Below are 23,483 nucleotides of genomic sequence, written 5' to 3' on the forward strand. Positions count from 1 at the left end.
GGAACGGGTCACCGGCCCAGCGCCGCCATCGCGGCGTTGTGGCCGGGGACCCCGCTGACCCCGCCGCCGCGCACCGCGCCCGCCCCGCACAGCAGGACGTTGGCGTGCGCCGTCTCGACGCCCCACCGGCCGGTGGACTCCGTGGCGTACGGGAAGGCGAGGTCCCGGTGGAAGATATGGCCGCCGGGCAGTCGCAGGTCCCGTTCGAGGTCGAGCGGGGTCTTCGCCTCGATGCACGGTTCGCCGTTCCCGTCGACGGCCAGACAGTCGGCGATCGGCTCGTCGAGATGCGCGTCGAGTTCGGCGAGCGTGGCCTCGAGGAGGGCGGCGCGCGTCGCCTCGTTGTCCGCGGCGAAGAGCCGGGCGGGCGTGTGCAGACCGAAAAGGGTGAGGGTCTGGTAGCCGCGGGCGGCGAGGTCGGGGCCGAGGATGGACGGGTCGGTCAGCGAGTGGCAGTAGATCTCCGACGGCGGGGCCGTGGGCAGCCGGCCCGCAGCCGCGTCCCGGTAGGCGTCGGCCAACTGCCCGTACCCCTCCGCGATGTGGAACGTTCCGGCGAACGCCTGGCGAGGGTCGACGGAGCGGTCACGCAGCCGGGGCAGCCGGCGCAGCAGCATGTTCACCTTCAGCTGGGCGCCCTCGGCAGGAGCCGGCGGTTCCTCGCCGAGGAGTGCGGCCAGGGCCTGCGGCGAGGCGTTCACGAGGACCCGGCGGGCGGCGACCGTCCGCTCGCCCTCTGCCGATCGGACGGTGACCTCGGCCCGTGTCCCGTCGGTCTCGATACGGGTGGCCTCGTGGTGGACCCGGATCTCTGCCCCCGCCGTCCGGGCAGCCTGCGCGAGGGCGTCGGTGAGCGCGCCCATGCCGCCGACGGGGACGTCCCAGTCGCCCGTGCCGCCGCCGATCACGTGGTAGAGGAAACAGCGGTTCTGCAGCAGCGACGGGTCGTGCGCGTCGGCGAAGGTGCCGATCAGTGCGTCGGTGAGCACGACACCGCGCACGAGATCATCGGTGAAGTTCTCCTCGACGGCCGCACCGATCGGCTCCTCGAAAAGCATGCGCCAGGCGTCCGCGTCCCCGATCCGGTCGCGGAGCGCGTCCCGGGTGGGCAGGGGTTCGGTGAGGGTCGGGAAGACCCTCTCGGCGACCTGCTGCGTCATGCCGTAGAAGCGCTGCCAGGCCTCGTACTCGCGCTCGCCGCCGGTGAGGGCGGCGAAGGACTCCCGGGTGCGGTCCCCGCCGACGAGCAGTCCGGTGGCGCGCCCGCCACGGACGGTCGGGGTGTACGAGGAGACGGTCCGCTTCCGTACGGCGAAGTCCAGCCCAAGATCGCGGACGATCTTCTGCGGCAGCAGGGACACCAGATAGGAGTAACGCGACAGCCGTGCGTCGATCCCGTCGAAGGGACGGGTCGAGACCGCTGCTCCCCCCGTGGTGCCGAGGCGCTCGAGGACCAGGACGGACTGTCCTGCACGGGCGAGGTAGGCGGCGGCGACCAGACCGTTGTGGCCGCCGCCCACGATCACTGCGTCATAGGTGTCAGGTGCGGGCATGGCCCTTGGTAACACAGGATGATCGCCCCTGGCCAGAGGCGGTGGTCCAGGGAGCCCCGGTCAGTGCGGGGGCACGTCCCGCTGCCGGCGCAGCGCCGCGACCCTGCGGTACAGCTCGACCGCCTCCGTGCCCCGGCCGAGCTGTTCGAGGCAGTGTGCCTCGTCATTGCGGCTGGCGAGCGCGTCGGGGTGATCGGCTCCGAGGACGCGTTCGCGGGCCTCGGCAACCCTCCGGTGGACGGTGAGGGCTTCGGCCCAGCGGCCGAGCCAGCCGAGGCCGACGGCTACCTCGCGACGGCTGATGAGGGTGTCCGGGTGGTCGGGGCCGAGGACCCGTTCCCGGATCGCCCACACGTCGCGTGCTTCGGCGAGGGCTTCCTCCCAGCGGGCCAGCCGCCCCAGGTTGACGCCGAGGCCGTGGCGGGCGCGGAGCGTCTCGGGGTCTGCGGGGCCGTTCACCCTGGTCCGGTCGTCGACGAGGGCGCGGTACAGCTCCAGGGCCTCCGCGCTGCGGCCGAGTCTGCCGAGACTGATGCCGACCTCGTAGACGGCGGAGAGCGTGTCGGGGTGGTCGGCGCCGAGGGTTCTCGCGCGACCCTGAGCGACTTCCCGATAGGTCTGCAGGGCGTCCGCCCAGCGCCCCAACCGGCCGAGGGTGTAGGCGACCTCGTAGAGGGTGACCAGGGTGTCGGGGTGGCTCGCGCCGAGCAGCCGGGTGCGGGCGTTCGCCACGTCCCGGGCCATCCGGTACGAGTCCTCCAGGCGCCCGAGCCTGCTGAGGTTGAACGCGAGGTTGTGGCGGCAGCGGAGGGTGTCGGGGTGGTCGGGTCCCATCGACCGTTCCCGGGAGGCGAGCACCGCGGCGTGCACCTGGTGGGCCTCGAAGTGGCGGCCGAGCTGGCCGAGTACGTACGCCATCTCCTGCCGGGCGGCGAGGGTCTCCGGGTGGTCGGGACCGAGCGTGCGTTCACGGCCCTGGGCGACGCGCCCGAATTCGCGCAAAGCGTCGGCGGCGCGCCCGGTGCGGCTGAGGGTGAACCCCACCTCGTACCGGCTGGAGAGGGTGTCGGGGTGGTCGGGGCCGAGGGCGTGCTCGCGTTCGGCGGCGACCGCGCGGTGCACCTCGCCGGCCTCCTCCCAGTGACCGAGCCGGCCCAGGTTGAGGCCCGCGCTGTGCCGGTTGGCGAGCGTGGAGAGGAGCTCCGGGGAGGGGGTGGGCCGCTCAGGCCGGGCGGGCGGCAGCCCCGCGGTCAGGGCCCTCAGGTCGGTGCCGGTGGTCCACTCGCCGGTCAGACCCGCGGAGTGATCGGGCCGGGCGAGACCGAGCTGCATGGCACCGGACGCCTTGTGCCCGGTGGTCATGCCCCGGGTCCAGGACGGCAGCCGGGGTTCGCCGTCGGGCTGCTGCTGTCCCGGGAGTACGACGGGGACCGGCGGGGCGAGCCGCACGCGCCCCGCCGGCCGTGGGGGTCCGGGCGCGGGAAGGTGCTGCTGTTCACCCGTGCGTCCGAGGGCGATCCGCTGCCGCAGGTCGCCCGCGTCGGCGGGTCGCTCCTCCGGGCTCTTCGCCAGCAGCTCCAGGACGACGCGGTCGAAGAAACCGGGAAGTTCGGCGCGGTGGGTGCGGAGCGGTTCGGGCTGGGTGTCCCGGTGTCCGACGAGGACGGCCCAGGCGTCGTCGAGGTCGAACGGCGGAACTCCTGTGGCGATCTCGTACAGCACGCAACCCAGCGAGTAGAGGTCGCTGCGGTGGTCGACCTGGCCGCCGCTGATCTGCTCGGGCGACATGTAGTGCGGGGTGCCCATGGCGATGCCCGTACCGGTCAGCCGGGAGGTGAAGCCGATGTCGTGGCCGAGCCTGGCGATGCCGAAGTCACAGATCTTCACCGTGCCGTCGGCCAGCCGCATGATGTTGGCGGGCTTGAGGTCACGGTGCACGATGCCTTGCTGGTGGGTGTAGCCGAGGGCGTCGGTGACCTGCTCGGCGATGTCGACGATGTCGGGGACCGGCAGCGGATGCTGCTCGTTGTCCTCCAGGAGCTGGCTGAGGTTGCGACCGTCGAGGAGCTCCATCACCAGATAGAGGACGCCTTCGTACTCGCCGAAGTCATGGACGACGGTGACACCGCGGTGCTGGAGGGCAGCGGCCACCCGCGCCTCCCGTCGGAACCGTTCGCGCAGGATCCGGGTGAACGACCGGTCGTGCTGGAGCCCCGCCGGCTTGAGGCATTTGACGGCCACCTGGCGGCCCAGCGACTCGTCGCGGGCGCGCCACACCTCGCCCATGCCCCCGCGTCCGATCACATCGAGCAGCCGGTACCGGCTCTGGATCAGCCTGGTGTCCGCCATCGCGTGCTGTCGCCCCCGTCGCTTCGCCTACTGCTGCGCCCTCCCCGGCCCGTCCAGTATGGCTGCCCGGCTGCGGAGTTTGGAGGGGGTGGGGCGGCTGCCGGGACCGAGTCGTTCCATCGCCTTCACGATGTGGCCGGGCGGAAGTTGCCAGCGCAGCCGCGAGGGGATGCGGCGCAGGGCGGTTCCGGCGACGCGCAGCCGCCGGTCGACGGTATGCGGGGGCGGCGCCGCCCTGCCGTAGAGCTCATGGGCGTACGGGGGCAGTGACTGGTAGGCGAGTGCCGCGACGCGCCGCCACAGCAGTTCGCGCGCCGGAACCAGCAGGGCGTGGACGGGCGGACAGCGGAGGAAGGCGTCGACGTCGAACGCCTCAGCGCCCGCGGCGAGTTCGGGCCGCACCCGGTCGAAGTAGTCGGCGAGCTGGGCGGTCGTCGCGGGTACGCCGTCGGGGTCGAGACCCACCAGGCGGGCGCTGGTGCGGTGTTCGTCGATGTAACGGTCGGCCTGCGCGGCGGTGAGGGACTGGCCGGAGCGGAGCTGCACCTGGAGGTAGGAGTCGACCTCGGCGCAGTGCACCCAGAGCAGCAGCTCCGGTTCGTCGACGCCGTACGTCTCGCCGGTCACCGGGTCGGTGGCCTTGAGCAACCGATGGATCCGGCGGACGCGGGCACCCGCCTTCTCGGCTGCTTCGGTGGTCCCGTAGGTGATGGTGCCGACGAAGCCGGCGGTGCGCATCAGCCGTCCCCAGGCGTCCTGGCGGAAGTCGGAGTTCTGCATGACGCCGCGGACGGCGCGCGGGTGCAGCGCCTGGAGGTAGAGGGCACGCACCCCGGCGATCCACATCATCGGGTCGCCGTGCAGCTGCCAGGTGACGGATTCGGGACCGAAGAGCCCCGGGTCGGCGTGCGTCATGTCTGCTCGTACCTCCCGCTCGGCCGCGTACGTGCGTATGACGTATGCATACACAGCATGCGCTGTGACCGGGCTGATGCTCCAGGCCCCGCTCCTGCCCGGTCACACCCCGGCGATGACCGCCACGCCGACCCGCCGCCGACGCCGCCGTCGACGTCGACGTCGAGCACGGTTCCGTGGACGAACGCCGCCTCGTCGCCGGCCAGGTACACCGCCGCCTGCGCGATGGACTCGGGGCTGCCGACCCCGTCGGCCGGGGTGCCCCTCATCATGATGTCGCCGGGGTGCGCCTCCGTCTCGTCCGGGTCGGGCGGCGGCGCCGGGTCTGGCCGATGCCTTGATCGGGGCTGCGGACTCAGGGCAGCAACGGCCGCAGTGGATGGCTTTGCGCGCCGCCACCGCCGCCCCGGAACCGGGACGCCTTCCCGGACTCGCATGCCGGTTGTACTGATAGCCGGGGTCGCTCGTGGGGACGAGCAGCATGGTGATGCCCTTGTGCGGCGGGGCGTCGGGATCGGTGCGGACGGCGAGCCACACCCGGTCGGCGGTGTCGCCGTTGGTCGTCCAGACCTTCTGTCCGTTGACCACATATGAGTCGCCGTCGCGTACGGCGTGGGTCTTGAGGGCCGCGAGGTCGGTGCCCGCGTCGGGTGCGCTGCAGCCGATCGCGAAGTCGATCTCGCCGGACAGGATCTTCGGCAGGAAGTACGCCTTCTGTTCGTCGGTGCCGAACTCCATGATCGTCGGGCCGACGGTGTTGAGCGCCATCAGGGGCAGCGGTGCGCCCGCCCGGGCCGCCTCATCGAAGGAGACGAACTGTTCCATCGGGGACAGGCCGCGTCCGCCGTACTCCGTGGGCCGGCCGGCGCCGAGCCGGCCGTCGGCGCCGAGTCGGCGGATCGTCTCGCGGTAGAAGCGTTTCTGGGCGGCGGGGTCGTCGTACCGGGCGTAGGCGTTGTCCGGGACGAGTCCGGCGAAGTACGCGCGCAGCTCGGCGCGAAACTGCTGCTGCTCAGGCGTGTATTCCAGGTGCACGGCCCCTCCAGGAGTCTCGCGGTCGCGTCGCCTGTGTGCGGCGGCGCACACAGTCGAACGTGTTGCAAGAATCCGGAAGGGCCGCGAGCCGCACCCGGGTGTCAGCGCTTGACGGCGCGCAGCACGACGAACTTCGGGTCACCGGCGACGGTGGTGCAGTTGCCGAAGATCCGGCGCAGTTGCGTGTGGTACCCGAGGTGCCGGTTGCCGACGACCCACAGCTCGCCCCCCTGCCGCAGCACGGTCCGTGCCCCGTGGAACATGTTCCGGGCTGTGGCGTCGGTGGTCGCCAGGTGCGAGTGGAACGGCGGGTTGTTGAGTACCAGGTCCACACTCCCCGGGGCCAGGTCCGCCGTCCCGTCGCCGACCAGGAAGCGGGCCTCGGCGTCCGCGCCGGCATTGGCACGGAAGGTCGCCTCGGCGGAGGCGACCGCCTGGTAGGACTCGTCGACGAAGGTGACCGCCGCTCCGGGGTTGGCGAGCGCGGCGGAGGTGCCGACGACCCCGTTGCCACAGCCCAGATCGACGACACGGTCGTGGCCGGTGCGCTCGGGAAGATGGTTCAGGAAGAACCGGGTGCCGATATCGAGGCGCTCGGCGCAGAAGATCCCGGCGTGGTTGACCACCGTCCGGCCGGAGACCGCGCCGACATCGCCGGGCAGCTCGTACCGGTACGGCCAGGGGCTGGGGGTACGGGCCAGGGCCGGGTCCGGAGTGCAGAGGATCAGCCTGGCCTTCTTCACCGCGAGCGAGGTGCGGGTGGGGCCGATGATCCGCTCGAACAGTTTGAGGGTGGAGGTGTGGATCTCCTTCACCATGCCGGTGCCGATGACGACGGTCCCGGCGTGCACGGCCGGCGCGAGCCGGTGCAGCTGGTCCTCCAGGAGTGCGAGGCTCTTGGGAACCCGTACGAGAAGGACGTCGATCCGGTCCGGCGGGGTGTCCCTGGCCGACAGGAGACGTACAGCGTCCTCGTCGTGGTCGTTGCGGGCGAGGTTCGCCAGTGTCGCCCGCTGGGCGAGGTACGAGTCGGTGATCTGTACGGGTCGGTGCCCGGCGAGCACCGTGCTCAGCGCGCCCCAGCGGTCGCCCACCACGACCACGGTGCCGGTCAGCTCGACCGGGGCCGCGCCCTCGGTCCCCTCCAGCTGCCGGAGCAGATATTCGTCGGCGGCGTCCCAGGCGCGGAACGGGTCGCGCGGGTGCTCGGGGTAGCGGGCGAGTTCGTACTCGCCCTTTGACGTCGTCAAACGGTTCATTGTGCCTTCAGGCTAGCCGAGCGGCGGGGAGCGCCCACACACTCCTCGCCGCACCGGCCGCCCGTTACGGCAACTGCTTCTCGATGGCCGCCCGGCCCTCTCGTGCCAGTCGGCGCTGTGCCCACTCCAGATTCTGCGGGGTCAGGTCCCGCCCGGAGGCGAGCACCAGGTCCTCTGCCGACGCGTTGTCGCTCCCGCCGGTGTGCAAGAGGCTGTCCGGGGTCACCCCCCAGGCCAGGGATACGGATACGGATTCGGGGTCTTCGCTCATGCCGCCTCCTCGTCCTTGCGGCAATTCTCGCCCTCCGGCTCGAGGACCGCATCCGAAGCTTCACTTGACCTGCACATGATAAGTACCCTGTGTCCACTCCGGGTCACGGTGCGTGTGGAAGGCTCCCGCTGACCACGTACCTCACGACCACCACGGCGCCGCCCCCACCCCGTGACGGTGTCGCGGTGCCGCATGCCCCGGAGAGGACACCCCACATGTCCCGTCGCCGCTTTCACTACCGGCGCCCACTGCTCGCCACCCTCGCCGCCTTCGCGGTTCTCGCCGGCACGGCGGCCGCCGCACCGGCCGCACCCCGGACCGCACCGGCGGTCACGACGCCGCTCGCCACGCTCGACGACACGTACTACCAGAGCGCCATCGGCAAGACCGGAACCCAGCTCAAGAGCGCCTTGCACTCGATCATCAGCGTCCAGTCGAGGATCTCGTACAGCCAGGTCTGGGACGCGCTCAAGAACACGGACCAGGACCCCGCCAACTCCGCGAACGTGATCCTGATCTACTCCGGTCGCTCCGAGCCGAAGAGCGACAACGGCGGCTCGGTCGGCCAGTGGAACCGTGAGCACGTCTGGGCCAAGTCGCACGGCGACTTCGGCACCACCATCGGACCGGGCACCGACGTCCACCACCTGCGCCCGGAGGACGTCACCGTCAACTCCATCCGCGGCAACAAGGACTTCGACAACGGCGGCAGCGCGGTGAGCGGGGCACCGGGCAACTACACCGACAGCGACTCCTTCGAGCCGCGCGATGCCGCCAAGGGCGATGTCGCCCGCATGATCCTCTACATGGCGGTGCGATACGAGGGCGACGACGCCTTCGCCGACCTCGAACCGAACGAGCAGGTGAACAACGGCTCCGCGCCGAACATCGGCAGGCTCTCCGTCCTGAAGCAGTGGAGCCAGGAGGACCCGCCGGACACCTTCGAGAAGCGGCGCAACGACGTGATATTCGACCAGTACCAGCACAACAGGAACCCGTTCATCGATCACCCGGAGTGGGTCGAATCCATCTGGTAGAACGGGCAATTCGTCCAGCACGCGGTCACGTCGTCGGGCGAACCGCCCGACGACGTGACGGCGGACGGCGCGGACGGCAGGCATGACGGGCATGGTCGGCCGGACTCTCGTCCGTACCGGCCCGGCTGCCCTGACCCCGAGGGTCCTGCGCGACGCAGTGGAGGCCTTCACGCACGTGGCCCGCGACAGCCCGCCGCCGTCACCCGCTTGCCGGCCTGGGGCGCGGTCCCGCCCGCCGCGGAGACGGTGCTCGGCCGGTTCCCTAGCGGTGGCCGTCCATACTGATCAGCGCCAGCCCGAAGGCGTCCGGTCGGCCAGCGCCAACGGGGGTATGTAGTCGGCGAGTTCCCCGACCCGCTCCTCCACGAACCGGCTGCGCATTTCCCGCAGGGCGTCCGTCACGGCGTCGGTGGCGGCGCTCACCTCGTCCCCGGCCGTCAGCTGCGCTCGGCCTGGGCGATCCGGGGGAACGACTTGACGCCCGCCGCCTTCCGGCTGTTCGCGTGCTCGCTGACCGTCCTGCCGGGCGGGGCGTCCGCGATGCCCAGCACCACGGAGTCGAGGACCTTGCCGGACGCGTCGACGAAATCCACCCGGACGGCGTAGAAGGCGGGCTTGTCGGTGGGGTTGGTGACGCGAACCAGGGCGCTGCGGAACTGCTCGGCCTTCGCGACCGGCAGGCCGGTCACCGAGACGTCCTTCACGGCGTTCCCCTGACCCTGCACCGCCGAGAGCTGCTTGACGGCCTGCTGCCTGTTGCGTTCGGCCTCGGCGGAGACGGAGGCCGCGAACTCCTGCTGGGTGCGCGGCGAGACGCTCGCCGACGGCGACTCGGCCGGACCCGGGGACACCGTACGGGTACTCCTGGACGTGCCCGGCGAGGTGCCGCCGGTGCCGCCGCACGCGGCGGTGCCGACGACGATCGCCGCGGCCAGCAGGGCGGGGGTCAGGCGGCGGGCGGTACGGCCGCCGAGGGGGCGTCGTAGGGGGCGGTACTGGTTCACGGAGACTCCGGGTCTGCTCGGGAAAGGGGGTCGACGGCATACGGCAGGACGGGGGACGCACCGGGCGAACCCGGATCCGCCGGGCTCATCCGCGCGGGTCACTCGGCGTCGTCGCCGAAGACCTCGCGGAGCCGGGCCTCACTGAGGGTGTCCAGATTGCTGTGGAGGAGCTCGGCCCCGCCACCGGGGAGCGCGTCACTGATCCGGTCCGGAACCTCGTTCGTGGTCAGCAGGAACAGCGCCGAAGTGCCGGGCGTCACCTGCTCCTTGACCTCGGCGATGAAGTCGTCGTCGATGCCGACGTCGGCCAGCTTGCCGCCCAGCGCCCCGGCCGCCGCGCCGATGGCCGCGCCCAGCAGCGGCATGAGGAAGATCAGCCCGAAGAGCATCCCCCAGAACGTGCCGCTCAGGGCGCCCGCGCCGACCAGGTTGAGCAGCTGCTTCGTCTTCGGCTTCGCCTTGTCGGCCGGCCAGCTGACCACCGCGGCGTCCAGGGTCTTGATCAGTCCCTCCTTCTGAAGGGACTTGAGCGCGGTCTCCACATCCTCCGCGCCCTCGGCGACTGGAACTTCCACACGGTGAGCGTGGACATCACGCATCCTCCCTGAGGCAAAGTCAATCAATTCGCCCATATTAGGATCAAAAGGTATGAATTGACTCGTCGAAATCGCCCGCTCTGCACGGGAGTGAGCGCAATCCCCCGGAGGGAACGATGGATACGGACGCCCTGACCGCCGACCTGCTGCAGGAACTGCGAGCGCCCAAGCCCTATCCGGCCCTGTCCCTGACCATGCCGACGCACCGACCGGCTCCGGACAGCGCCCAGGACGCCCTGCGGCTGCGCAACCTCGTCTCCGAGGCCGAACGGCGACTCGATACCGATCCCGCGGTGTCCCGGGAGGCCAGGACAGCCATCAAGGCGCAGCTCGCCCGCGCGGTCGAGGAGCTGGATCCGCGCCGCAGGCTCGATGGTCTGGTCGTCCTGGTCACGGCGGACGAGCACCGGATCTGGCTGCTTCCCCGTACGGCGCCCGAACGGGTGGTCTTCAGCGACACCTATCTGACCCGGAACCTGGTGGCCGCGAAGGCCCTGGCCGAACCGTACTGGGCGCTCACCGTCGCAGCCGACCACGCGACGCTGTGGAGCGGAACCGCCGACTCCGTGCATCAGGAGCAAACCGGCGGGTTCCCGCTGACGGCTCCGCAGGAGAAACCGAACCCGCAGCGCGAGGAGCAGATCGGCGACACGCCGAGCACGTTCTCCGACGAGGAGACGCGCATCTTCCTGCGCTCCGTCGACGAGAAGCTGCGTGCCGTCCTGGCCGCCGATCCGCGACCGCTGTACCTGATCGGTCTCGCCCCGGCCCTCGCCCTGCTGGACGAGGTGGGCGGGACCACCAAGCCCGCGGTCGGCCGGGTCACGAAGGGGGTACCGGCCGACCTGTCGCCGAGCAACCTCCTCAAGGAGCTCGCGCCCGCACTCGACAAGCGCCGGGAGGAGATCGCCGCGGAGGTCGCGGCCAAGCTCGACGACGCCCGCGGCCGCCGTGCCTACGCAGGTGGTCTCGACGAGGTGTGGGCCGCTGTACGGGAGGGGCGGGCCGCTCTCGTCGCGGTGGAGGAGCAATTCCAGCAGACGGTAGGGGTCACGGACGAGCACCTGGAGCCGGTGCCTGCGGGCACCATGGGCACGGCCGACGGGACGATCCGCGAGGACATCGTCGACGAGCTCGTCGAAGCGGCGCTGGACAGCGGCGCCGATGTGGTGTTCGTCGACGACGACTCGCTGGCGGAACACGGGCGGATCGCGGCAACGCTGCGCTACTGAGCAGGAGTCGCCGACCAGTAGGGGGAACAGCACATCTGCAGAGGGCCGGAGCGGGACACTGCGGTACGCGGAGCGGCGGCCAACGGCCGGTCGGCGGGCCGCAGCGTCTTCGACGCATCGAGGACGGAAAAGGTCTGGGGTGTCCACCCGGACCTTCTCCGCCGTGGACAGACAAGGCGCTGCTGCCGGGCGTGCTGACATTCGGGCCGGTCGACACGGAGATCCGCCGCAACCGGGACGCCGGAAGCCCGAGGCACCGCACGGCCGCCGCTACGGGACAGGACCGATGGACGGCGGACGGCTGAGCTGCCGTCACGGCGCGGCACGGCTGGACGGACGAGGACACCGTGCGGCTGCGCGCCTACCTGGGCGGCCGCATGCCCCCGCGCCGAAAACAATCCGATGCGCACCCCGGGAGCCGCTGCGACACTGGAGAGGGCGCCCCGGACCCCGTCCCGCAGAAGGCACGGCCCCCGGGAAAGGAAGTGACCGCACCATGCCACACGGATCCAGTGCCAAACATGTGCGGCAGTACGAACACATCAAGGAGAGTGCGCAGGAACGCGGAGTGAGTGAGGAGCGGGCCGAGGAGATCGCGGCGCGCACGGTGAACAGGGAACGTGCCCGCTCCGCCGAGTCGAGGACCGCGAGCGACATGTCCGTCCATGACCTCTCGTCCGCGTGGCGGAGCGGTCCGAGCTCCCACGGCGGAGCCGACGGCCCCACCCGCGACCAGCTCTACGAAGAGGCCAGAAAGAAGAACGTCAAGGGTCGCTCGAACATGACGAAGTCCCAGCTGGCCAGAGCGGTCGGCCGCTGAGCGCCCGCCACTGTCTGCCCGTACCCACCTCGCCCCTCGATGCCGGACAGGCCGGACGCCCCTGCCGAAGCAGAGACGTCGGGTGCGCGGGCATCGTCCGTGCGGGCGTACGGCGTGCGGGCGTCGCTCATGTGCGTCTCCTCGACAGGGTCGCAGGCAGTACGGACCGGCTACGCGGACCGGCTTCCGTCCGGCTCGGGGCCGTACCAGACCGTGGTGGCATTGCAGAACTCGCGGATCCCGTGCCCGGAGAGCTCCCGCCCGTAGCCTGAGCGCTTCACTCCGCCGAAGGGCAGTGCGGGGTGGGAAGCCGTCATGCCGTTGAAGAAGACACCGCCGGCCTGAAGATCGCGCACGCACCGCCGGCTCTCGTCGGTGTCGCGTGTCCATACGTTGGAGCTGAGGCCGAACGGGGTGTCGTTGGCCAGGGCCACGGCTTCGTCCAGGTCGGCGGCCCGGTACAGCGTGGCGACGGGGCCGAAGGTCTCCTCGCGGTGGATCCGCATGGCCGGGGTGATCCCGGTGAGGGCGGTGGGGGCGTAGAACCAGCCTCGGTCCAGTTCGGCGCCCAGGCCGGTGGGCCGGCTGCCGCCGCAGAGCACGGTCGCACCCTGCCGTACGGCGTCGTCCACCAGCTCCTCGATGTCGGTGCGGCCCTGTTCGCTGGCGAGGGGGCCGATGTCGGTGGACTCCTGCTGCGGGTCGCCCACCGTGAGTTCGCGCATTCCCGCGGTGAACTCCTCGGCGAACTCGTCGTACACATCCGTGTGCACGATGAACCGTTTGGCGGCGATGCAGGACTGGCCGTTGTTCTGCACACGGGCGGTCACCGCTGTACGTGCGGCCTGCCGCACGTCGGCCGAGGGAAGGACGAGAAACGGGTCGCTGCCGCCCAGTTCCAGCACGGTGTGCTTCACCTCGTCGCCCGCGACCGCCGCGACCGCGCGGCCGGCCGGCTCGCTCCCGGTGAGAGTGGCGGCGACGACCCGGGGGTCACGCAGGATCGACTCGACCGCCCCGGACCCGACCAGCAGTGTCTGGAAGCAGCCTGCCGGGAAACCCGCCCGGCGGAACAGGTCCTCCAGGTACAGCGCGGTCTGCGGGACATTCGACGCGTGCTTGAGCAGGCCGACGTTGCCCGCCATGAGCGCGGGGGCCGCGAACCGTACGACCTGCCAGAGCGGGAAGTTCCACGGCATCACGGCGAGGACGGGGCCCAGCGGACGGTAGTGGACATAGGCCCGGGAGGCTCCGGCGTCACCTACGTCTTCGGCCGTCGGGTGCTCGTCCGCGAGAAGTCCCTCGGCGTTGGCCGCGTACCACCGCATGGCCTTGGCGCATTTCGCGGCCTCCGCGCGGGCCGCCTTGACGGGCTTGCCCATTTCGGTGGTCATGGTGCGGGCGATGTCCTGCTGGTCCTCGTCGAGGAGGTCGGCGGCCCGGTTCAGCAGGCGGGCCCGTTCGCCGAACCCGGTGGTGCGGTACTCCCTGAACGTGGTGTCCGCGGTCGCGAGCCTGCGTTCGATCTCCGCGGCTCCCAGTGCGTCGAACCTCTTGAGGGTCTCGCCGTTCGCGGGGTTGACCGTCGCGATGGGCATGACTGTGGCCTCCTTGCCTCGGTTCTTCGACGGTGCCGCGCCGCGCCCCGTCGCGCAACGCGGGCCCTGGTGCGGGTACCCGGCCGGCGCGGACTATGCGTGCTGTGTGCACGTCATCCGCGCCGGTGGGCGGGGCAGACTTCTTCGCGTACGGACTCGGGTACCGGTCCGGGTGGGGGAGGCGCGCTGCCCGTTTCGTGGAGCCGGCAGCGGCGGCCGCGTCAGACGAGGGCGGGCTCGGAGACGGGCGGCAGCCGGAACTCGCCTGTCCCCGGCAGCGGCGTGCGCGGCACCAGATCGGTGTTCCGCGGCGCCTCTGCGTAGCGGGTGAACCAGACGACCTTGCCGTCGAGGGTCCGGCAGGTGCCCCAGCTGTGGCTCAGGGCCATCACGCGGCTGAGACCACCGCCGCCGGTGCTGAGCAGACGCGGCATCTCCGAGCTGTTGTCAGCGACGGAGACCGTGAGGTGCCGTCCGGACCAGCGAAGTTCGACGACGCAATGGTTGTCGTCACCGACGTGCCGGTGGACGTTGGTCAGCAACTCCTCCACGCCCCGGCACACCGGCCGGACGTGGAGTTCGAGGCTCCAGTGGCGCAGATGCGCGGCGACGATACGTCGCACCTGGGTAACGCGCTCTGCCGATACCTGGAGTTCGACCAGATAGTGCCGGTCGAGTGGAACGGTCATCGTCGAGGCTCCTCACATCGAGGCCCACCTGCTTCGCCCCGTTCAACCAACGACCCCCCGAACACGAAGAGTGAGCAGATGTCACTGTTAGGTCACTCCTTAGGGTGACCCGGTAGGACCGGTTGCGCAACACGTCGGCCAACGGGGCCGTGCGGGGCGAGGAGGCCGCCCCGGAAGCCTGCTCGGCCCTGAAAGGTCTCGTACGCCTCCGCCGCCGCGGACGAAGCGGCGTGGCGGAGGCGACGCCCGTACCGAGCAGCAGCGGGTCTTCGTTGCGGACCGGGGGACGCGGATCGCGGTCGTACCAGCCGAACCGCGCGGCGCCCTCCTCCAGACAGGCGGCGAGACCGCGGCCGCTGAAGGAGCGGCCGGTGTCGGGTTCGTACGCCGGGTCGTTGCGCAGGCGCAGTTCGACGGGGTCGATGCCGAGGGCCACGGCCAGCTCGTCCATGGCCGACTCCAGGGCGTACATGCCGGGGGCCTCGCCGCGCATCCACGAGGGGCTGGGCACGTCCAGGGCGGTCACCCGGTGGACGGTACGGCTGTGTGCGGACGAGTACATCGTGCGAGCCGGCACGGCCGCCTGTTCCACGAACTCCTTGACCGTGGAGGTGTGGGTGATGATCTCGTGGGCGAGCGAGGTGCGGGTGCCGTCGAGTTCCACGCCGATTCTGGCGCGTTGCACGGCGGGGGCGCGGTGGCCCGCAACCGCAGGCAACTCGCGTCGCGCCAAGGCAGTTTGACGGGTCGTCCGGTGTGGCGCGCGGCCATGGTGGGGGGCCTGCGGGCGCGCGGTGCCCTTGGAGCCGAAGCCGCCACCGACGTGTTCGGAGACGGCCGTGACCTGTTCGGGCCGGAGCCCGAACACGGTGGCCAGAGTGCCGCGGGGCGGAGCCGTCCTCACCGTCCTCGGTGGCGTGGGACGGAAAGCCGTCCGCTGCCTCACCGAGCGTGCCGACGGCCGAGCAGATCTGACCAGGTGTGCAGTAACCGCACCGCAGGGCGTCCCCGGCCAGGAAGGCCTCCTGGACGGGATGCAGCCGGTCCCCCTCGGCGAGGCCCTCGACGGTCGTGATGCGGGCCCCGTCGTGCGCGACGGCGAGCAGCAGACAGGTGTTGGCGCGCCGGCCGTCGACAAGCACGGCGCACGCCCCGCACCGGCCGTGGTCACAGCCCTTCTTGGCGCCGGTGAGGCCCAGATGCTCACGTAGCGCGTCCAGGACGGTCACGCGGTCATCGAGTGTCAGGTCCGTTCCGTGCCGTTGATGTGCAGAGCCAGGGTGGAGCGGTGACGGGTCGCCCCCAGTTGTCCGGCACTCCCCTCCCGCGCGCTGGTGGGGTCCACTCGCTCGCACCTTTCACCACTGCGCCTTTTGCGTTCTTTGTGCCAAATATGCGCTGACTTTCCGGTTCATTGCACTCACTCCGGCACAGTTCTGCGCCCTACCGGCTCTCCAGCCGCAGGCGCACCTCCTCCTCCTGGTCACCGGAGACCGTTCCGACGACCTGCACCCTGAAGGCGTCGGCCAGGTGTTTCCTGAGTTCTTCGACCGCCCAGTAACCGCCCTGCACATCGAGCTTCACGGGCTTGCCCAGCGCGACGGGACCCGAGACCACCCGCGCCTCGGACACGTCGACGGTCACGGTCCATACGGTGGGGCGCTTCCCCGCCAGGTCCTGCGGCACGTCGCCCAAGGCCCGGTCGGTGGCGAAGGCGGCCCGCAGGACGTCGAAGACCATTCGCGCGTCATCCTTCGCACATCCGCTGATGGCGACCGACACCTCCTTCCCGTACCGGCTCTCCTCCGTCTGCGACTGTGTGCTGTTCACCGGGGTTCCTTCCGCTCGGAGTTCTGCTGTACGTCCCCGCGCCGGGGACCGACGATGTAGACGGGATCCTCGGAGGACGCGATGCCTGCCGCGAAGATCCCGAAGCCTGTGCAGGCCGCACCCGCGAACAGCGCGAGTCCTGCGCCGACGGCGGCCGCCCGGCGGTTCCCGAGCACGGCTGCTGCCACGGCGCCGCGCCACGGACTGATCGGTGAATCGGGGCCGCCCTCGATCTGTCCGACACGGTCACCCTTGACGGACGCCTGCCGGCGCAGTCGGCCGCGCAGCACGGGCGGACGGGCTGCACCGCCCGGTCGGAGGCCGCGGTGCGCGGCCGACCGCTCTCCGTACGCCGCGACATCGCCGCACGCCCTCTGCCCAGCGGGTCACCGCTGGGCAGCTGTCGGCCGGCCAACGGCCGATCGGATGCGGCACTGCCATGGCATCCCTCCGGCGATTCGGGAACCCCTTCCAGGCTCACCCCACGGCTGGGTGTCGGCGACACGAGAGGAACGGTGGCGGATGTGCGCGGCGGTGGTGAAGCCCGTACCGCCGAGGCCGACGGGAAACGACGTCCGGGCAGACCTCTCCGCCAGAGGGAGGAACAAGCGTGTCAACCGCTCGGCCATCCGGGCCATTGAGCAACAAAACTTCTTTCAACTTATATCCACTTAAAACATGAATTGACAGCTATGACCGAGTGACATCCTCATGCCGGGGTATTCGGTATGTATGGACGTTTCGAACGGAGCCCTCAGTTCCCTGGCCCTGCCCCTTGCGGAGGGACGGGGCGCGACCGGGGTGGTGATGCCGATTGTCGGAGTGGCCCTGGTGGGCATGCTGATCGGTGGCTTCTGGCTGGGAATGCGGCGCCGGGACCAGGAACTGCCGCCGCCCCGGCCGGACGAGCAGCCGCCGCAGCCGGACCATCGGACCCACCTGGAAGAGCGCGACGTCCACGGCGACGACAGCTTCCCGGCCGACGGACGGGGACTGTGGCCCTACGAACTCGGTGACCACGGGAACGAGCCCATTCACCGGGAGAAGGACGAGCCACGCGACTGAACCGGAATCCGACGCGACCGGCTCCGCCCCGGTGCCCGGGGGGACGGCAGCCACCACGCGAGCCGGCCCCAGGAGCCCGGAATCTGGCCGGGTGACCGGGATCGAGATCGGTCACACGCCGAGGCCGAACAGCAGTGCCCGGAGGAGGGAAACCGCCCCTCCTCGCCCGGTCCGAGGAGGACCGCACACGGACTCCCCGGTCCGCGCGTCACCGCACTTCTCTCTTCCTCCAGGGCTTCGAGGCCCGAGCGCGAACGACCAGGAGTCCCCGGCGGGCATGCCGCGGGGACTGATCGTCCTCGATGTCGCCCTGCTGTGCGCGCCGCAGGGCGGAGTGCGACCTGCTGCCGGCGGGAGGGGGACGGGCCCGGCGCGTGTTGCGGGAGTGGCCGACCGAAGTGAGGCTGAGAGAGGCCCGACGGCCACCGGCACCGCACGCCGCAGACCCGACGAAGGCAGTGGGACCATGACCGGAAGCAAACCCAGGACGGTGTCCGCGCCGGCTGCGCTCACCGGGTCGGCCGCTCCCTGCTGGGTCAACCTCATGACCCGCGACCTGGAATCGGCGCAGGTGTTCTACAGCGCCGTACTGGGCTGGACCTTCCGCGCGGGCAAGCTGGGCCAGGAGTTCTCCGTAGCGCGCCGAGACGACGTGCCCGTGGCCGGCATCGCCGCGGTGGCAACGGCCTATCAGGTCGCCGTCGCCTGGACGCCCTACTTCGCCGTCCGGAATGCGGACGTGACCGCCGCGCGCATCCGCGAGCGCAGCGGAACGGTCGCGGTGGGACCGCTGGCCCTCGGCAAGGGGCGCGGGGCTCTGGCGGCGGATCGCGACGGCGCCGTGTTCGGCTTCTGGGAGCGCACGGCGCCGGCGACCTCTCCCCCGGCGCCGGACAACTACTCGCACGCCTGGCTCCGGCTGCGCACCAGGAGCGCCTTCGAAGCGGCGATCTTCTATGGCGAGGTCCTCGACTGGGCGACCGGACGCCCCGGCTGCTGCGAGGTGTCGTACGCGAAGGACGAGGTCATCGTGGAGTGCGACGGCAGGCAGCTCGCCCGCATCAGCTCCGGGGCGGTCGAGGCGGCACCCGATCCGCTGATCCGTCCGCACTGGCAGGTCCACTTCCCGGTGGACGATGTGGCGGCGGCGGTGTCCGCGGCGCGCGAGCACGGGGGCTCGGTCGTCGAGGAGCGGTCGACGAGCGAGGGCAGCGAGGCCACGCTGCTGGACCCGGACGGTGGACTGTTCACCGTCACGGACGTCCGGAACCCGGCCGCGGAGGTCGTGGAGGTCACGGAGGCGCCGGAGGACGCGTAGACCCGCTGAGAAGGAACGGTTCCGTATCCCCTCCCCCCGTGCTCCCTCGACGGCCCGGCGCCGGCTCGCCTAGGATCTTGAGTACGGCACCGCGCGTCGGTCACCGGCCGGGTGAGGCGTGGAGGTGCTGAGATGCCTGTTGGAGGCATTCCACAGTGTCAGTCGAGTTGAATCACACCATCATTCATGCCCGGGACAACCGGGAATCCGCCGAATTCCTGGCGAACATCCTCGGTCTGGAAATCGGCGCGGAATGGGGTCCGTTCATCGCGGTCTCCACCGCGAACGGGGTCACGCTGGATTTCGCGACCATTCCCACCGAATCGATCGCCGTGCAGCATTACGCCTTCCTTGTGTCCGAGGCGGAGTTCGACGCCGCATTCGCCCGCATCAAGGGGCTCGGGATCACCTACTGGGCCGATCCGCACCGGAGGCGTCCGGGCGAGATCAACCACAATGACGGCGGCCGGGGTGTCTACTTCCTCGATCCCGTCGGCCATGCCATGGAGATCATCACGCGTCCATACGGCGGCTTCGCCTCGTAGCGGAGCCCGGCGCACGAGAGGTTGGGCCGGGATACGGGCATCCGGGTCCCGGCAGGCCCCTTCCGCGGTCCGTCAGCCGACCGGGAGCATCAGCTCGGGCCGGTCCCACATCACTGCGGGCGGACGGGCGGTCTCGGTGCCGGTCCGCCGGGCGCCCACACTGCGGTAGAAGCCCTCGGCGGGCGGATGCGAGACGATGCGGACGCCGGTGAGTCCGGCATTCCGTGCCTCGCCGCACAGATGCCCGATGAGCAGCCGGCCGATCCCGAGGCCCTGGGCATCGTCGGCGACGAACATCAAATCCAGCTCCGGCGGATCGAGGATCAGCGAGTAGAAGCCGAGCAGTCGGCCGGAACCGGACTCCGCCGACTCGACGGCGGCGAAAACCTGATGGGTCTCTATGTAGTCGGCTCCCACCCGGTATCCGGCGACCATGGGTGCGTAAGGCCCCTCGTAGGCACGGGAGTTCCTGACCAGTCGGGTGAGACGCCTCGCGTCTGCCACCGTCGCCCGCCGGACCCGCACTGCGCCGCGACCCACCTCGCCACTCGACGACGTAACACTCGGTCTCATAGGGAGAGTATTACGCACCAGTGGGCGCGCCGCCGACCAGATCTACGCCGAGTCCCGTTCGTCACGCCACTCCCCGACCACCGCATCGATGTCGAACGGGCGCAGACGCAGCAGCGGCCCCGGCGGCGGCCGCCGGATCGCCGCCTCGATCTTCTCGTTGACCTCGGCGAGCATCCGGCGCACCTCGGCCTCCGAACGGGCTCCGGACACCGCCTCGCGCACGTCCTCCGCCTCCTTGCGCAGGGCCAGTGTCGGCGGAAGCACCGACACGCCTTCGCGCTGCATCTTCGCCTTGATCCACCAGGTTTCGTCGTACGGGCGGTCGAGACCTGGCAGCGGCTTGCCGAAACCCGGCAGTTGGGAGAAGTCGCCCCTCGGAATCGCGGATCTGCTTCCAAATCCAGAGGTTTCTACAAACACTTACAAACACCACCGCTGACCAGCCATGATGACTGTCCGTAGATCTGGGCATGAAGAAGGCCCCTGGCATCCAACACCAGGGGCCTGTCTCGTCTGCTGTCTCGTCAGTCTTCCCACGTATGGCATGCGTCGTTGACGTGGGTTCCCTGGTGTCCGTCAGGAAGGTTGCAGGTTCCGTGTCGCCATGAGTCACCGGGCACGTCAGGGTCAGACCCACACCGAGGCACCCGCTCCAACCGACACCCAGCCACATCAACGACCCGTAGGCAGGAGTGAGACAGGAAGAGAAGGGCGGAGATCAGCTCTGCCTTGGTGACGTCCTTGTCCACTGCCAGGGCCCTGACCCTGGCTACGTCCTCTCTGGCTACCGCTAGCGCCTTCTCCTCCATGACTCCTGCCATGACAGACAGCACCCCTCCCGGCTGACAGAAGGCTGTCTTACCGCTGCCATCGGCCGGCATCCGTTGTAGCTGCATTGCCTGTCCCCTCTCGGTACGCCTGGACTCCGAGGCTACGCCACCTTGCTATAGCTCGCTATCCCTCGCCGCAGGTGATCACAGCACGCACTGTTGACCTATGACAGAGCTTGATCCCACCCGTGCCAAGTGGGTGCAGATGGTGGCCGTGATTGAGTCCCGCATCAGCGATGGGACCTATCCGCCAGGGGCCAAGCTGCCTGGCATCCTCGCCCTGTGTGGTGAGTTCAGCGTGGCTCAGGTGACCGCAAGGAAGGCTCTGGGTGACCTACGGGACCGGGGTCTGATCCGGACAGAGAACGGCATCGGTTCGTTCGTCCTGTAGTCGGCGTCTGACTGCTCTCCCGCTCGCAACCATCAATGAATGAATGATCTAGCTAACTTCTTTCATTCATTCCCAGGCATCGAGGGAGCGGGGAGAGTGAACCCTCCTGATTTATCCCATGAATCTTTACCTGTAGGGCACCCGGGGTAATGCATACGTTCATACTCAAAGGACCCGCCGGGGGCACCTTCCTTCGATCGCGTACGGGTAATGAACTTTTCAAATCCGTGAATTGAAATAGAACTCAGAAAACACAGATAGGGCCCCTACCAAAACGGCAGGGGCCCAAAATTTGATCAGTGTTCCCAGTTAGGGCCATAGCCCTCAGACTTTGCAGCATGAATCTGAGGCTTGTAAGTACGCCAGAATTCAGCCTCAGCCTCTGCCTCCGGATCAATTACCGGGGCAGGAATAACCATAAGTCCTTCCAGAACCGACAGGCCCTGGAATCCCAGTTTAATGGCCGCTTCAGTGGTCAAGCGTCCATCTCCTGAGAGCTCGAAATACTCCACCTTGTTGCCGGCAGAGGCACCATCAAGGGGAAGAGTCTCGACCTGTCCCGAGGTGGCACACCAGGTGAACAGAGAGGCCGCGGTTTCGATCTTGCCCCTGGCAGTCATGGCAGCCTTGTGCGCCTTCTCCCACTCATCTCGGGCCTTCTGAGCGGCCTTGGCAGCCTTGAGACCCATAGGAACTAGCTCTTCCCTGACAGCCTCTGAGAACGCCTTGTGAGCCTGCTTAACCAGGGACTCTAGAGCCGACACGGTACGGTCGTAGTCCTCAATAGCCACACGGACAGTACCCAGGAACACTTCCTTATTGGGGAGGGCCTTACCCTCCCTGACAGCTTCAATTTCCAGGACCTTTAGTTCTGCCTTGGCATCCTCCAAGACAGGGGTGGAGTACCTAGCTTTCAGCTCTCCAACCTGGGAGACATCCCGAGTACGGTACCTAGCATTCTCAGTCTTGTAAGTGGACAACTTCTCCGCGGCAGCTTCAAATGCCTTGCGGAGAGCCTGGACCTTAGGTGAGAGGGGAAGATCAGTAGGGATGTTGTCAGCAATGTAATTAGCCATGGTGGTGGTGCTCCTTGTTCTCGTCCATAATCGTTTCGATCTTAGTAATGAGTTCCTTGGTGAGTTCAGCAAGACTGGTCAATGCCAGTGTGATTTCCATTAGGCAGCCACCAACATTCCCTTATACCGAGCCCCGGTACGGTCACTGACACCGAGCAACTTGGCCAGGGCAGAAGAGGTCACCTGTTGCCCTGTCTTATCCAGGGTGTCAGCGGCCTCACGAATAGCCTGAAGACTAGGCTTGGGACGACCAATAGGCTTGGGCCGAGGCGCAGCAGGAATGGCATTCTCAAGGGTGCGGTCATCCTCCGCACGCTTGTCATTTTCAGACTTATTCTCGATGTCCTGACACGGATTTCCTTTGCGACACCGACTGTGGCCTTTGAACCATGCGCCAAATGGAGCATGTGAGCAGCTGCCAGTGCAGGGAGGGAACTGACCGCAGCCACCAGAAGAGGCCCAGATGTCATGTAGCCACTCGTAATGAGATGACCGACAACCTGAGCAGACAGAGCCATACCAAGGGCAATGCCAGAACCAACGACGGCAGAAGCCCGTCCCTTTGTGCCACGGGGACGGTTGGCAGCAATGACAGCAGAGGCAGCAGAGTACAGGGAGAGCACCAAGGGCATCAGGAGTTCATAACCTCCACTGAAGCCAGAGGCACGGGCTAGCTGAATCTCCGCCGGCACGGAAATAAGGAGAGCTGCAATAAGGACTAGTGGCCGTGAGATGGCCGCGGTAAGACGTGCGTAGAAAGGAGTCATTGTCATGCGGTCCTATCGTTAGTTGTCGTGATTCAGGGCGTAGCGGATTGCATTACGTACGGCAGGATCAACAGAGTCGAGTATGTCTACTAGAGGGATACCAAGTGCCTTGGCAAGCTTGATCTGATTAGCCAGGGTCGGATTGATGTCTCCTGCAAACCACTTCTGTGGAATAGAGCGGTAGACGCCATATTCCTTGGCCAGGGTCTCGTAAGTGAGGCCCTTGACCTGCCGGATGGTGGACCAGCTAGCACGGTCCCAGATGGAAACCTTCATAGGTATAACCTCCATGGCGTCATGCGGGGAGAAAGGGGTGTTGGTGGCAAATGAAATAGGCCCGATCCCCTGCCTTGGCATGACAAACAAGGAGGAGACCGGGCCTAATCACCAGGCGTACCCAACTGCGGTGACCGAACCGCGGCTGTCAGAACCTGGAGCCAGAGAGAGGACGAGGGAGACACGTAGGCGTCAGCATCGCTGATACCGACTACTGCGGAGAAGCGGAGAGCCTTCTACTTGCTCTCTACTAATGACGTCGGTGTCAATCTCAGGGTTTTGTGACAGGAAAAGGGGAAGTGAGAGGCAGATCACATGAGAGATAGGGTGCTGCATCAGCACTCTTAGAGGAGAAACCCCAGGTCAGCGATCCAGCGCACCTTCGGTGCGCGCCGGGGGCGTGGTAAATCCCGTGGCGCGCGCCGGGGGTGCTTCTGTCTGCCCTGACGTGGGC

The 23,483-nt window shown here is 68.7% G+C and carries 22 protein-coding genes and 5 pseudogenes; 7 read left to right on the forward strand and 20 right to left on the reverse strand.

The features are described 5' to 3' along the window. Positions 1-8 precede the first annotated feature (8 nt). The 7 genes and pseudogenes from AB0I23_RS27805 to AB0I23_RS27835 form a co-directional block, all read right to left on the reverse strand. Positions 9-1,553: a phytoene desaturase family protein gene (locus AB0I23_RS27805; protein ID WP_359113261.1), complete on the reverse strand. Its 1,545-nt coding sequence runs from the start codon at positions 1,551-1,553 to the stop codon at positions 9-11. Positions 1,554-1,613: 60 nt separating this feature from the next. After that, the gene (locus AB0I23_RS27810) at positions 1,614-3,902 is read right to left on the reverse strand and encodes a serine/threonine-protein kinase (RefSeq protein WP_359113263.1); all 2,289 of its coding nucleotides are present in this window, start codon (positions 3,900-3,902) and stop codon (positions 1,614-1,616) included. Positions 3,903-3,929: 27 nt separating this feature from the next. Then, on the reverse strand, positions 3,930-4,817 hold the full coding sequence (locus AB0I23_RS27815) for an oxygenase MpaB family protein (protein WP_359113265.1): 888 nt from the start codon (positions 4,815-4,817) through the stop codon (positions 3,930-3,932). Positions 4,818-4,972: 155 nt separating this feature from the next. Further along, positions 4,973-5,131 (reverse strand): annotated as a pseudogene (locus tag AB0I23_RS27820) (short-chain dehydrogenase); the annotation flags it as partial. 121 nt (positions 5,132-5,252) lie between these two features. Continuing rightward, positions 5,253-5,903, reverse strand: a pseudogene (locus tag AB0I23_RS27825) (acyl-CoA dehydrogenase family protein); the annotation flags it as partial. Between the two features lie 50 nt (positions 5,904-5,953). Further along, positions 5,954-7,111 carry a methyltransferase gene (locus tag AB0I23_RS27830; RefSeq protein ID WP_359113267.1) on the reverse strand — a complete coding sequence of 386 codons (1,158 nt, stop codon included), beginning with the start codon at positions 7,109-7,111 and terminating at the stop codon, positions 5,954-5,956. 64 nt (positions 7,112-7,175) lie between these two features. Beyond that, positions 7,176-7,382 carry a hypothetical protein gene (locus AB0I23_RS27835; RefSeq protein ID WP_359113269.1) on the reverse strand — a complete coding sequence of 69 codons (207 nt, stop codon included), beginning with the start codon at positions 7,380-7,382 and terminating at the stop codon, positions 7,176-7,178. A gap of 215 nt (positions 7,383-7,597) precedes the next feature. On the opposite strand from AB0I23_RS27835, the gene AB0I23_RS27840 reads away from it, so the two are divergent. Next, positions 7,598-8,419, forward strand: a complete 822-nt coding sequence (locus AB0I23_RS27840) for an endonuclease I family protein (protein ID WP_359113271.1) — start codon at positions 7,598-7,600, stop codon at positions 8,417-8,419. Between the two features lie 285 nt (positions 8,420-8,704). Here the strand turns inward: AB0I23_RS27840 and AB0I23_RS27845 are convergent, their stop codons facing one another. The 3 genes from AB0I23_RS27845 to AB0I23_RS27855 all read right to left on the reverse strand — a co-directional run bounded on the left by AB0I23_RS27845 (position 8,705) and on the right by AB0I23_RS27855 (position 9,998). After that, positions 8,705-8,842: a hypothetical protein gene (locus AB0I23_RS27845; protein WP_359113273.1), complete on the reverse strand. Its 138-nt coding sequence runs from the start codon at positions 8,840-8,842 to the stop codon at positions 8,705-8,707. 14 nt (positions 8,843-8,856) lie between these two features. After that, complete coding sequence (locus AB0I23_RS27850) at positions 8,857-9,423, reverse strand: hypothetical protein (RefSeq protein ID WP_359113274.1); 567 nt, start codon at positions 9,421-9,423, stop codon at positions 8,857-8,859. Positions 9,424-9,521: 98 nt separating this feature from the next. Next, on the reverse strand, positions 9,522-9,998 hold the full coding sequence (locus AB0I23_RS27855) for a DUF1269 domain-containing protein (protein WP_359113276.1): 477 nt from the start codon (positions 9,996-9,998) through the stop codon (positions 9,522-9,524). Between the two features lie 137 nt (positions 9,999-10,135). Here AB0I23_RS27855 and AB0I23_RS27860 point away from each other — a divergent pair, with 137 nt between their 5' ends. After that, positions 10,136-11,251 carry a baeRF3 domain-containing protein gene (locus AB0I23_RS27860; RefSeq protein WP_359113278.1) on the forward strand — a complete coding sequence of 372 codons (1,116 nt, stop codon included), beginning with the start codon at positions 10,136-10,138 and terminating at the stop codon, positions 11,249-11,251. 496 nt (positions 11,252-11,747) lie between these two features. Continuing rightward, a complete protein-coding gene (locus AB0I23_RS27865; RefSeq protein ID WP_359113280.1) occupies positions 11,748-12,071 on the forward strand; it encodes a plasmid stabilization protein in 324 nt (107 codons plus the stop codon). A gap of 170 nt (positions 12,072-12,241) precedes the next feature. Here AB0I23_RS27865 and AB0I23_RS27870 read toward each other — a convergent pair whose 3' ends face one another. From AB0I23_RS27870 to AB0I23_RS27895, 6 genes and pseudogenes are all read right to left on the reverse strand, one after another. Beyond that, positions 12,242-13,669, reverse strand: a complete 1,428-nt coding sequence (locus AB0I23_RS27870; RefSeq protein ID WP_359113282.1) for an NADP-dependent succinic semialdehyde dehydrogenase — start codon at positions 13,667-13,669, stop codon at positions 12,242-12,244. A 221-nt stretch (positions 13,670-13,890) separates the two neighbouring features. Continuing rightward, entirely contained in the window at positions 13,891-14,358 is a 468-nt protein-coding gene (locus tag AB0I23_RS27875) for an ATP-binding protein (RefSeq protein WP_359113283.1), read from the reverse strand. A 454-nt stretch (positions 14,359-14,812) separates the two neighbouring features. Beyond that, positions 14,813-15,304, reverse strand: a pseudogene (locus AB0I23_RS27880) (molybdopterin cofactor-binding domain-containing protein); the annotation flags it as partial. Continuing rightward, positions 15,270-15,703, reverse strand: a pseudogene (locus AB0I23_RS27885) (2Fe-2S iron-sulfur cluster-binding protein); the annotation flags it as partial. The pseudogenes AB0I23_RS27880 and AB0I23_RS27885, both read right to left, overlap by 35 nt. Positions 15,704-15,801: 98 nt before the next feature. Next, positions 15,802-16,188: a hypothetical protein gene (locus tag AB0I23_RS27890; protein ID WP_359113285.1), complete on the reverse strand. Its 387-nt coding sequence runs from the start codon at positions 16,186-16,188 to the stop codon at positions 15,802-15,804. A gap of 194 nt (positions 16,189-16,382) precedes the next feature. Further along, positions 16,383-16,603: pseudogene (locus AB0I23_RS27895) on the reverse strand (hypothetical protein); the annotation flags it as partial. Positions 16,604-16,920: 317 nt separating this feature from the next. Between AB0I23_RS27895 and AB0I23_RS27900 the strand changes: the two are divergent. From AB0I23_RS27900 to AB0I23_RS27910, 3 genes are all read left to right on the forward strand, one after another. Next, positions 16,921-17,253 (forward strand): DUF6479 family protein, encoded by a 333-nt coding sequence (locus AB0I23_RS27900; RefSeq protein ID WP_359113286.1) that lies wholly within the window; start codon positions 16,921-16,923, stop codon positions 17,251-17,253. A 466-nt stretch (positions 17,254-17,719) separates the two neighbouring features. Continuing rightward, positions 17,720-18,571 carry a VOC family protein gene (locus AB0I23_RS27905; protein WP_359113288.1) on the forward strand — a complete coding sequence of 284 codons (852 nt, stop codon included), beginning with the start codon at positions 17,720-17,722 and terminating at the stop codon, positions 18,569-18,571. 155 nt (positions 18,572-18,726) lie between these two features. Next, complete coding sequence (locus AB0I23_RS27910; RefSeq protein WP_359113290.1) at positions 18,727-19,116, forward strand: VOC family protein; 390 nt, start codon at positions 18,727-18,729, stop codon at positions 19,114-19,116. 72 nt (positions 19,117-19,188) lie between these two features. On the opposite strand, the gene AB0I23_RS27915 is transcribed toward AB0I23_RS27910, so the two are convergent. Together AB0I23_RS27915 and AB0I23_RS27920 are read right to left on the reverse strand one after the other, a co-directional pair. Beyond that, positions 19,189-19,689: a GNAT family N-acetyltransferase gene (locus tag AB0I23_RS27915; RefSeq protein WP_359113291.1), complete on the reverse strand. Its 501-nt coding sequence runs from the start codon at positions 19,687-19,689 to the stop codon at positions 19,189-19,191. Positions 19,690-19,731: 42 nt separating this feature from the next. After that, positions 19,732-20,109: a DUF1992 domain-containing protein gene (locus tag AB0I23_RS27920; RefSeq protein ID WP_359113293.1), complete on the reverse strand. Its 378-nt coding sequence runs from the start codon at positions 20,107-20,109 to the stop codon at positions 19,732-19,734. 576 nt (positions 20,110-20,685) lie between these two features. On the opposite strand from AB0I23_RS27920, the gene AB0I23_RS27925 reads away from it, so the two are divergent. Then, positions 20,686-20,910, forward strand: a complete 225-nt coding sequence (locus AB0I23_RS27925; protein ID WP_359113295.1) for a GntR family transcriptional regulator — start codon at positions 20,686-20,688, stop codon at positions 20,908-20,910. A gap of 296 nt (positions 20,911-21,206) precedes the next feature. On the opposite strand, the gene AB0I23_RS27930 is transcribed toward AB0I23_RS27925, so the two are convergent. Next, entirely contained in the window at positions 21,207-21,986 is a 780-nt protein-coding gene (locus AB0I23_RS27930) for a hypothetical protein (RefSeq protein ID WP_359113297.1), read from the reverse strand. A gap of 785 nt (positions 21,987-22,771) precedes the next feature. Further along, complete coding sequence (locus AB0I23_RS27935) at positions 22,772-23,029, reverse strand: helix-turn-helix domain-containing protein (RefSeq protein WP_359113299.1); 258 nt, start codon at positions 23,027-23,029, stop codon at positions 22,772-22,774. Positions 23,030-23,483: the final 454 nt, after the last annotated feature.

Source organism: Streptomyces atratus (genome assembly GCF_040655115.1).
In the GTDB taxonomy this organism is placed as follows: Bacteria; Actinomycetota; Actinomycetes; order Streptomycetales; family Streptomycetaceae; genus Streptomyces; species Streptomyces atratus_D.

What these genes read in the sequence shown, in the direction of transcription:
- AB0I23_RS27805 (WP_359113261.1), bottom strand. Translation starts at nt 1,553, where the DNA reads ATGCCCGCACCTGACACCTATGACGCAGTGATCGTGGGCGGCGGCCAC.
- AB0I23_RS27810 (WP_359113263.1), bottom strand. Translation starts at nt 3,902, where the DNA reads ATGGCGGACACCAGGCTGATCCAGAGCCGGTACCGGCTGCTCGATGTG.
- AB0I23_RS27815 (WP_359113265.1), bottom strand. Translation starts at nt 4,817, where the DNA reads ATGACGCACGCCGACCCGGGGCTCTTCGGTCCCGAATCCGTCACCTGG.
- AB0I23_RS27830 (WP_359113267.1), bottom strand. Translation starts at nt 7,111, where the DNA reads ATGAACCGTTTGACGACGTCAAAGGGCGAGTACGAACTCGCCCGCTAC.
- AB0I23_RS27835 (WP_359113269.1), bottom strand. Translation starts at nt 7,382, where the DNA reads ATGAGCGAAGACCCCGAATCCGTATCCGTATCCCTGGCCTGGGGGGTG.
- AB0I23_RS27840 (WP_359113271.1), top strand. Translation starts at nt 7,598, where the DNA reads ATGTCCCGTCGCCGCTTTCACTACCGGCGCCCACTGCTCGCCACCCTC.
- AB0I23_RS27860 (WP_359113278.1), top strand. Translation starts at nt 10,136, where the DNA reads ATGGATACGGACGCCCTGACCGCCGACCTGCTGCAGGAACTGCGAGCG.
- AB0I23_RS27865 (WP_359113280.1), top strand. Translation starts at nt 11,748, where the DNA reads ATGCCACACGGATCCAGTGCCAAACATGTGCGGCAGTACGAACACATC.
- AB0I23_RS27870 (WP_359113282.1), bottom strand. Translation starts at nt 13,669, where the DNA reads ATGCCCATCGCGACGGTCAACCCCGCGAACGGCGAGACCCTCAAGAGG.
- AB0I23_RS27875 (WP_359113283.1), bottom strand. Translation starts at nt 14,358, where the DNA reads ATGACCGTTCCACTCGACCGGCACTATCTGGTCGAACTCCAGGTATCG.
- AB0I23_RS27900 (WP_359113286.1), top strand. Translation starts at nt 16,921, where the DNA reads ATGGACGTTTCGAACGGAGCCCTCAGTTCCCTGGCCCTGCCCCTTGCG.
- AB0I23_RS27905 (WP_359113288.1), top strand. Translation starts at nt 17,720, where the DNA reads ATGACCGGAAGCAAACCCAGGACGGTGTCCGCGCCGGCTGCGCTCACC.
- AB0I23_RS27915 (WP_359113291.1), bottom strand. Translation starts at nt 19,689, where the DNA reads ATGAGACCGAGTGTTACGTCGTCGAGTGGCGAGGTGGGTCGCGGCGCA.
- AB0I23_RS27925 (WP_359113295.1), top strand. Translation starts at nt 20,686, where the DNA reads ATGACAGAGCTTGATCCCACCCGTGCCAAGTGGGTGCAGATGGTGGCC.
- AB0I23_RS27930 (WP_359113297.1), bottom strand. Translation starts at nt 21,986, where the DNA reads ATGGCTAATTACATTGCTGACAACATCCCTACTGATCTTCCCCTCTCA.
- AB0I23_RS27935 (WP_359113299.1), bottom strand. Translation starts at nt 23,029, where the DNA reads ATGAAGGTTTCCATCTGGGACCGTGCTAGCTGGTCCACCATCCGGCAG.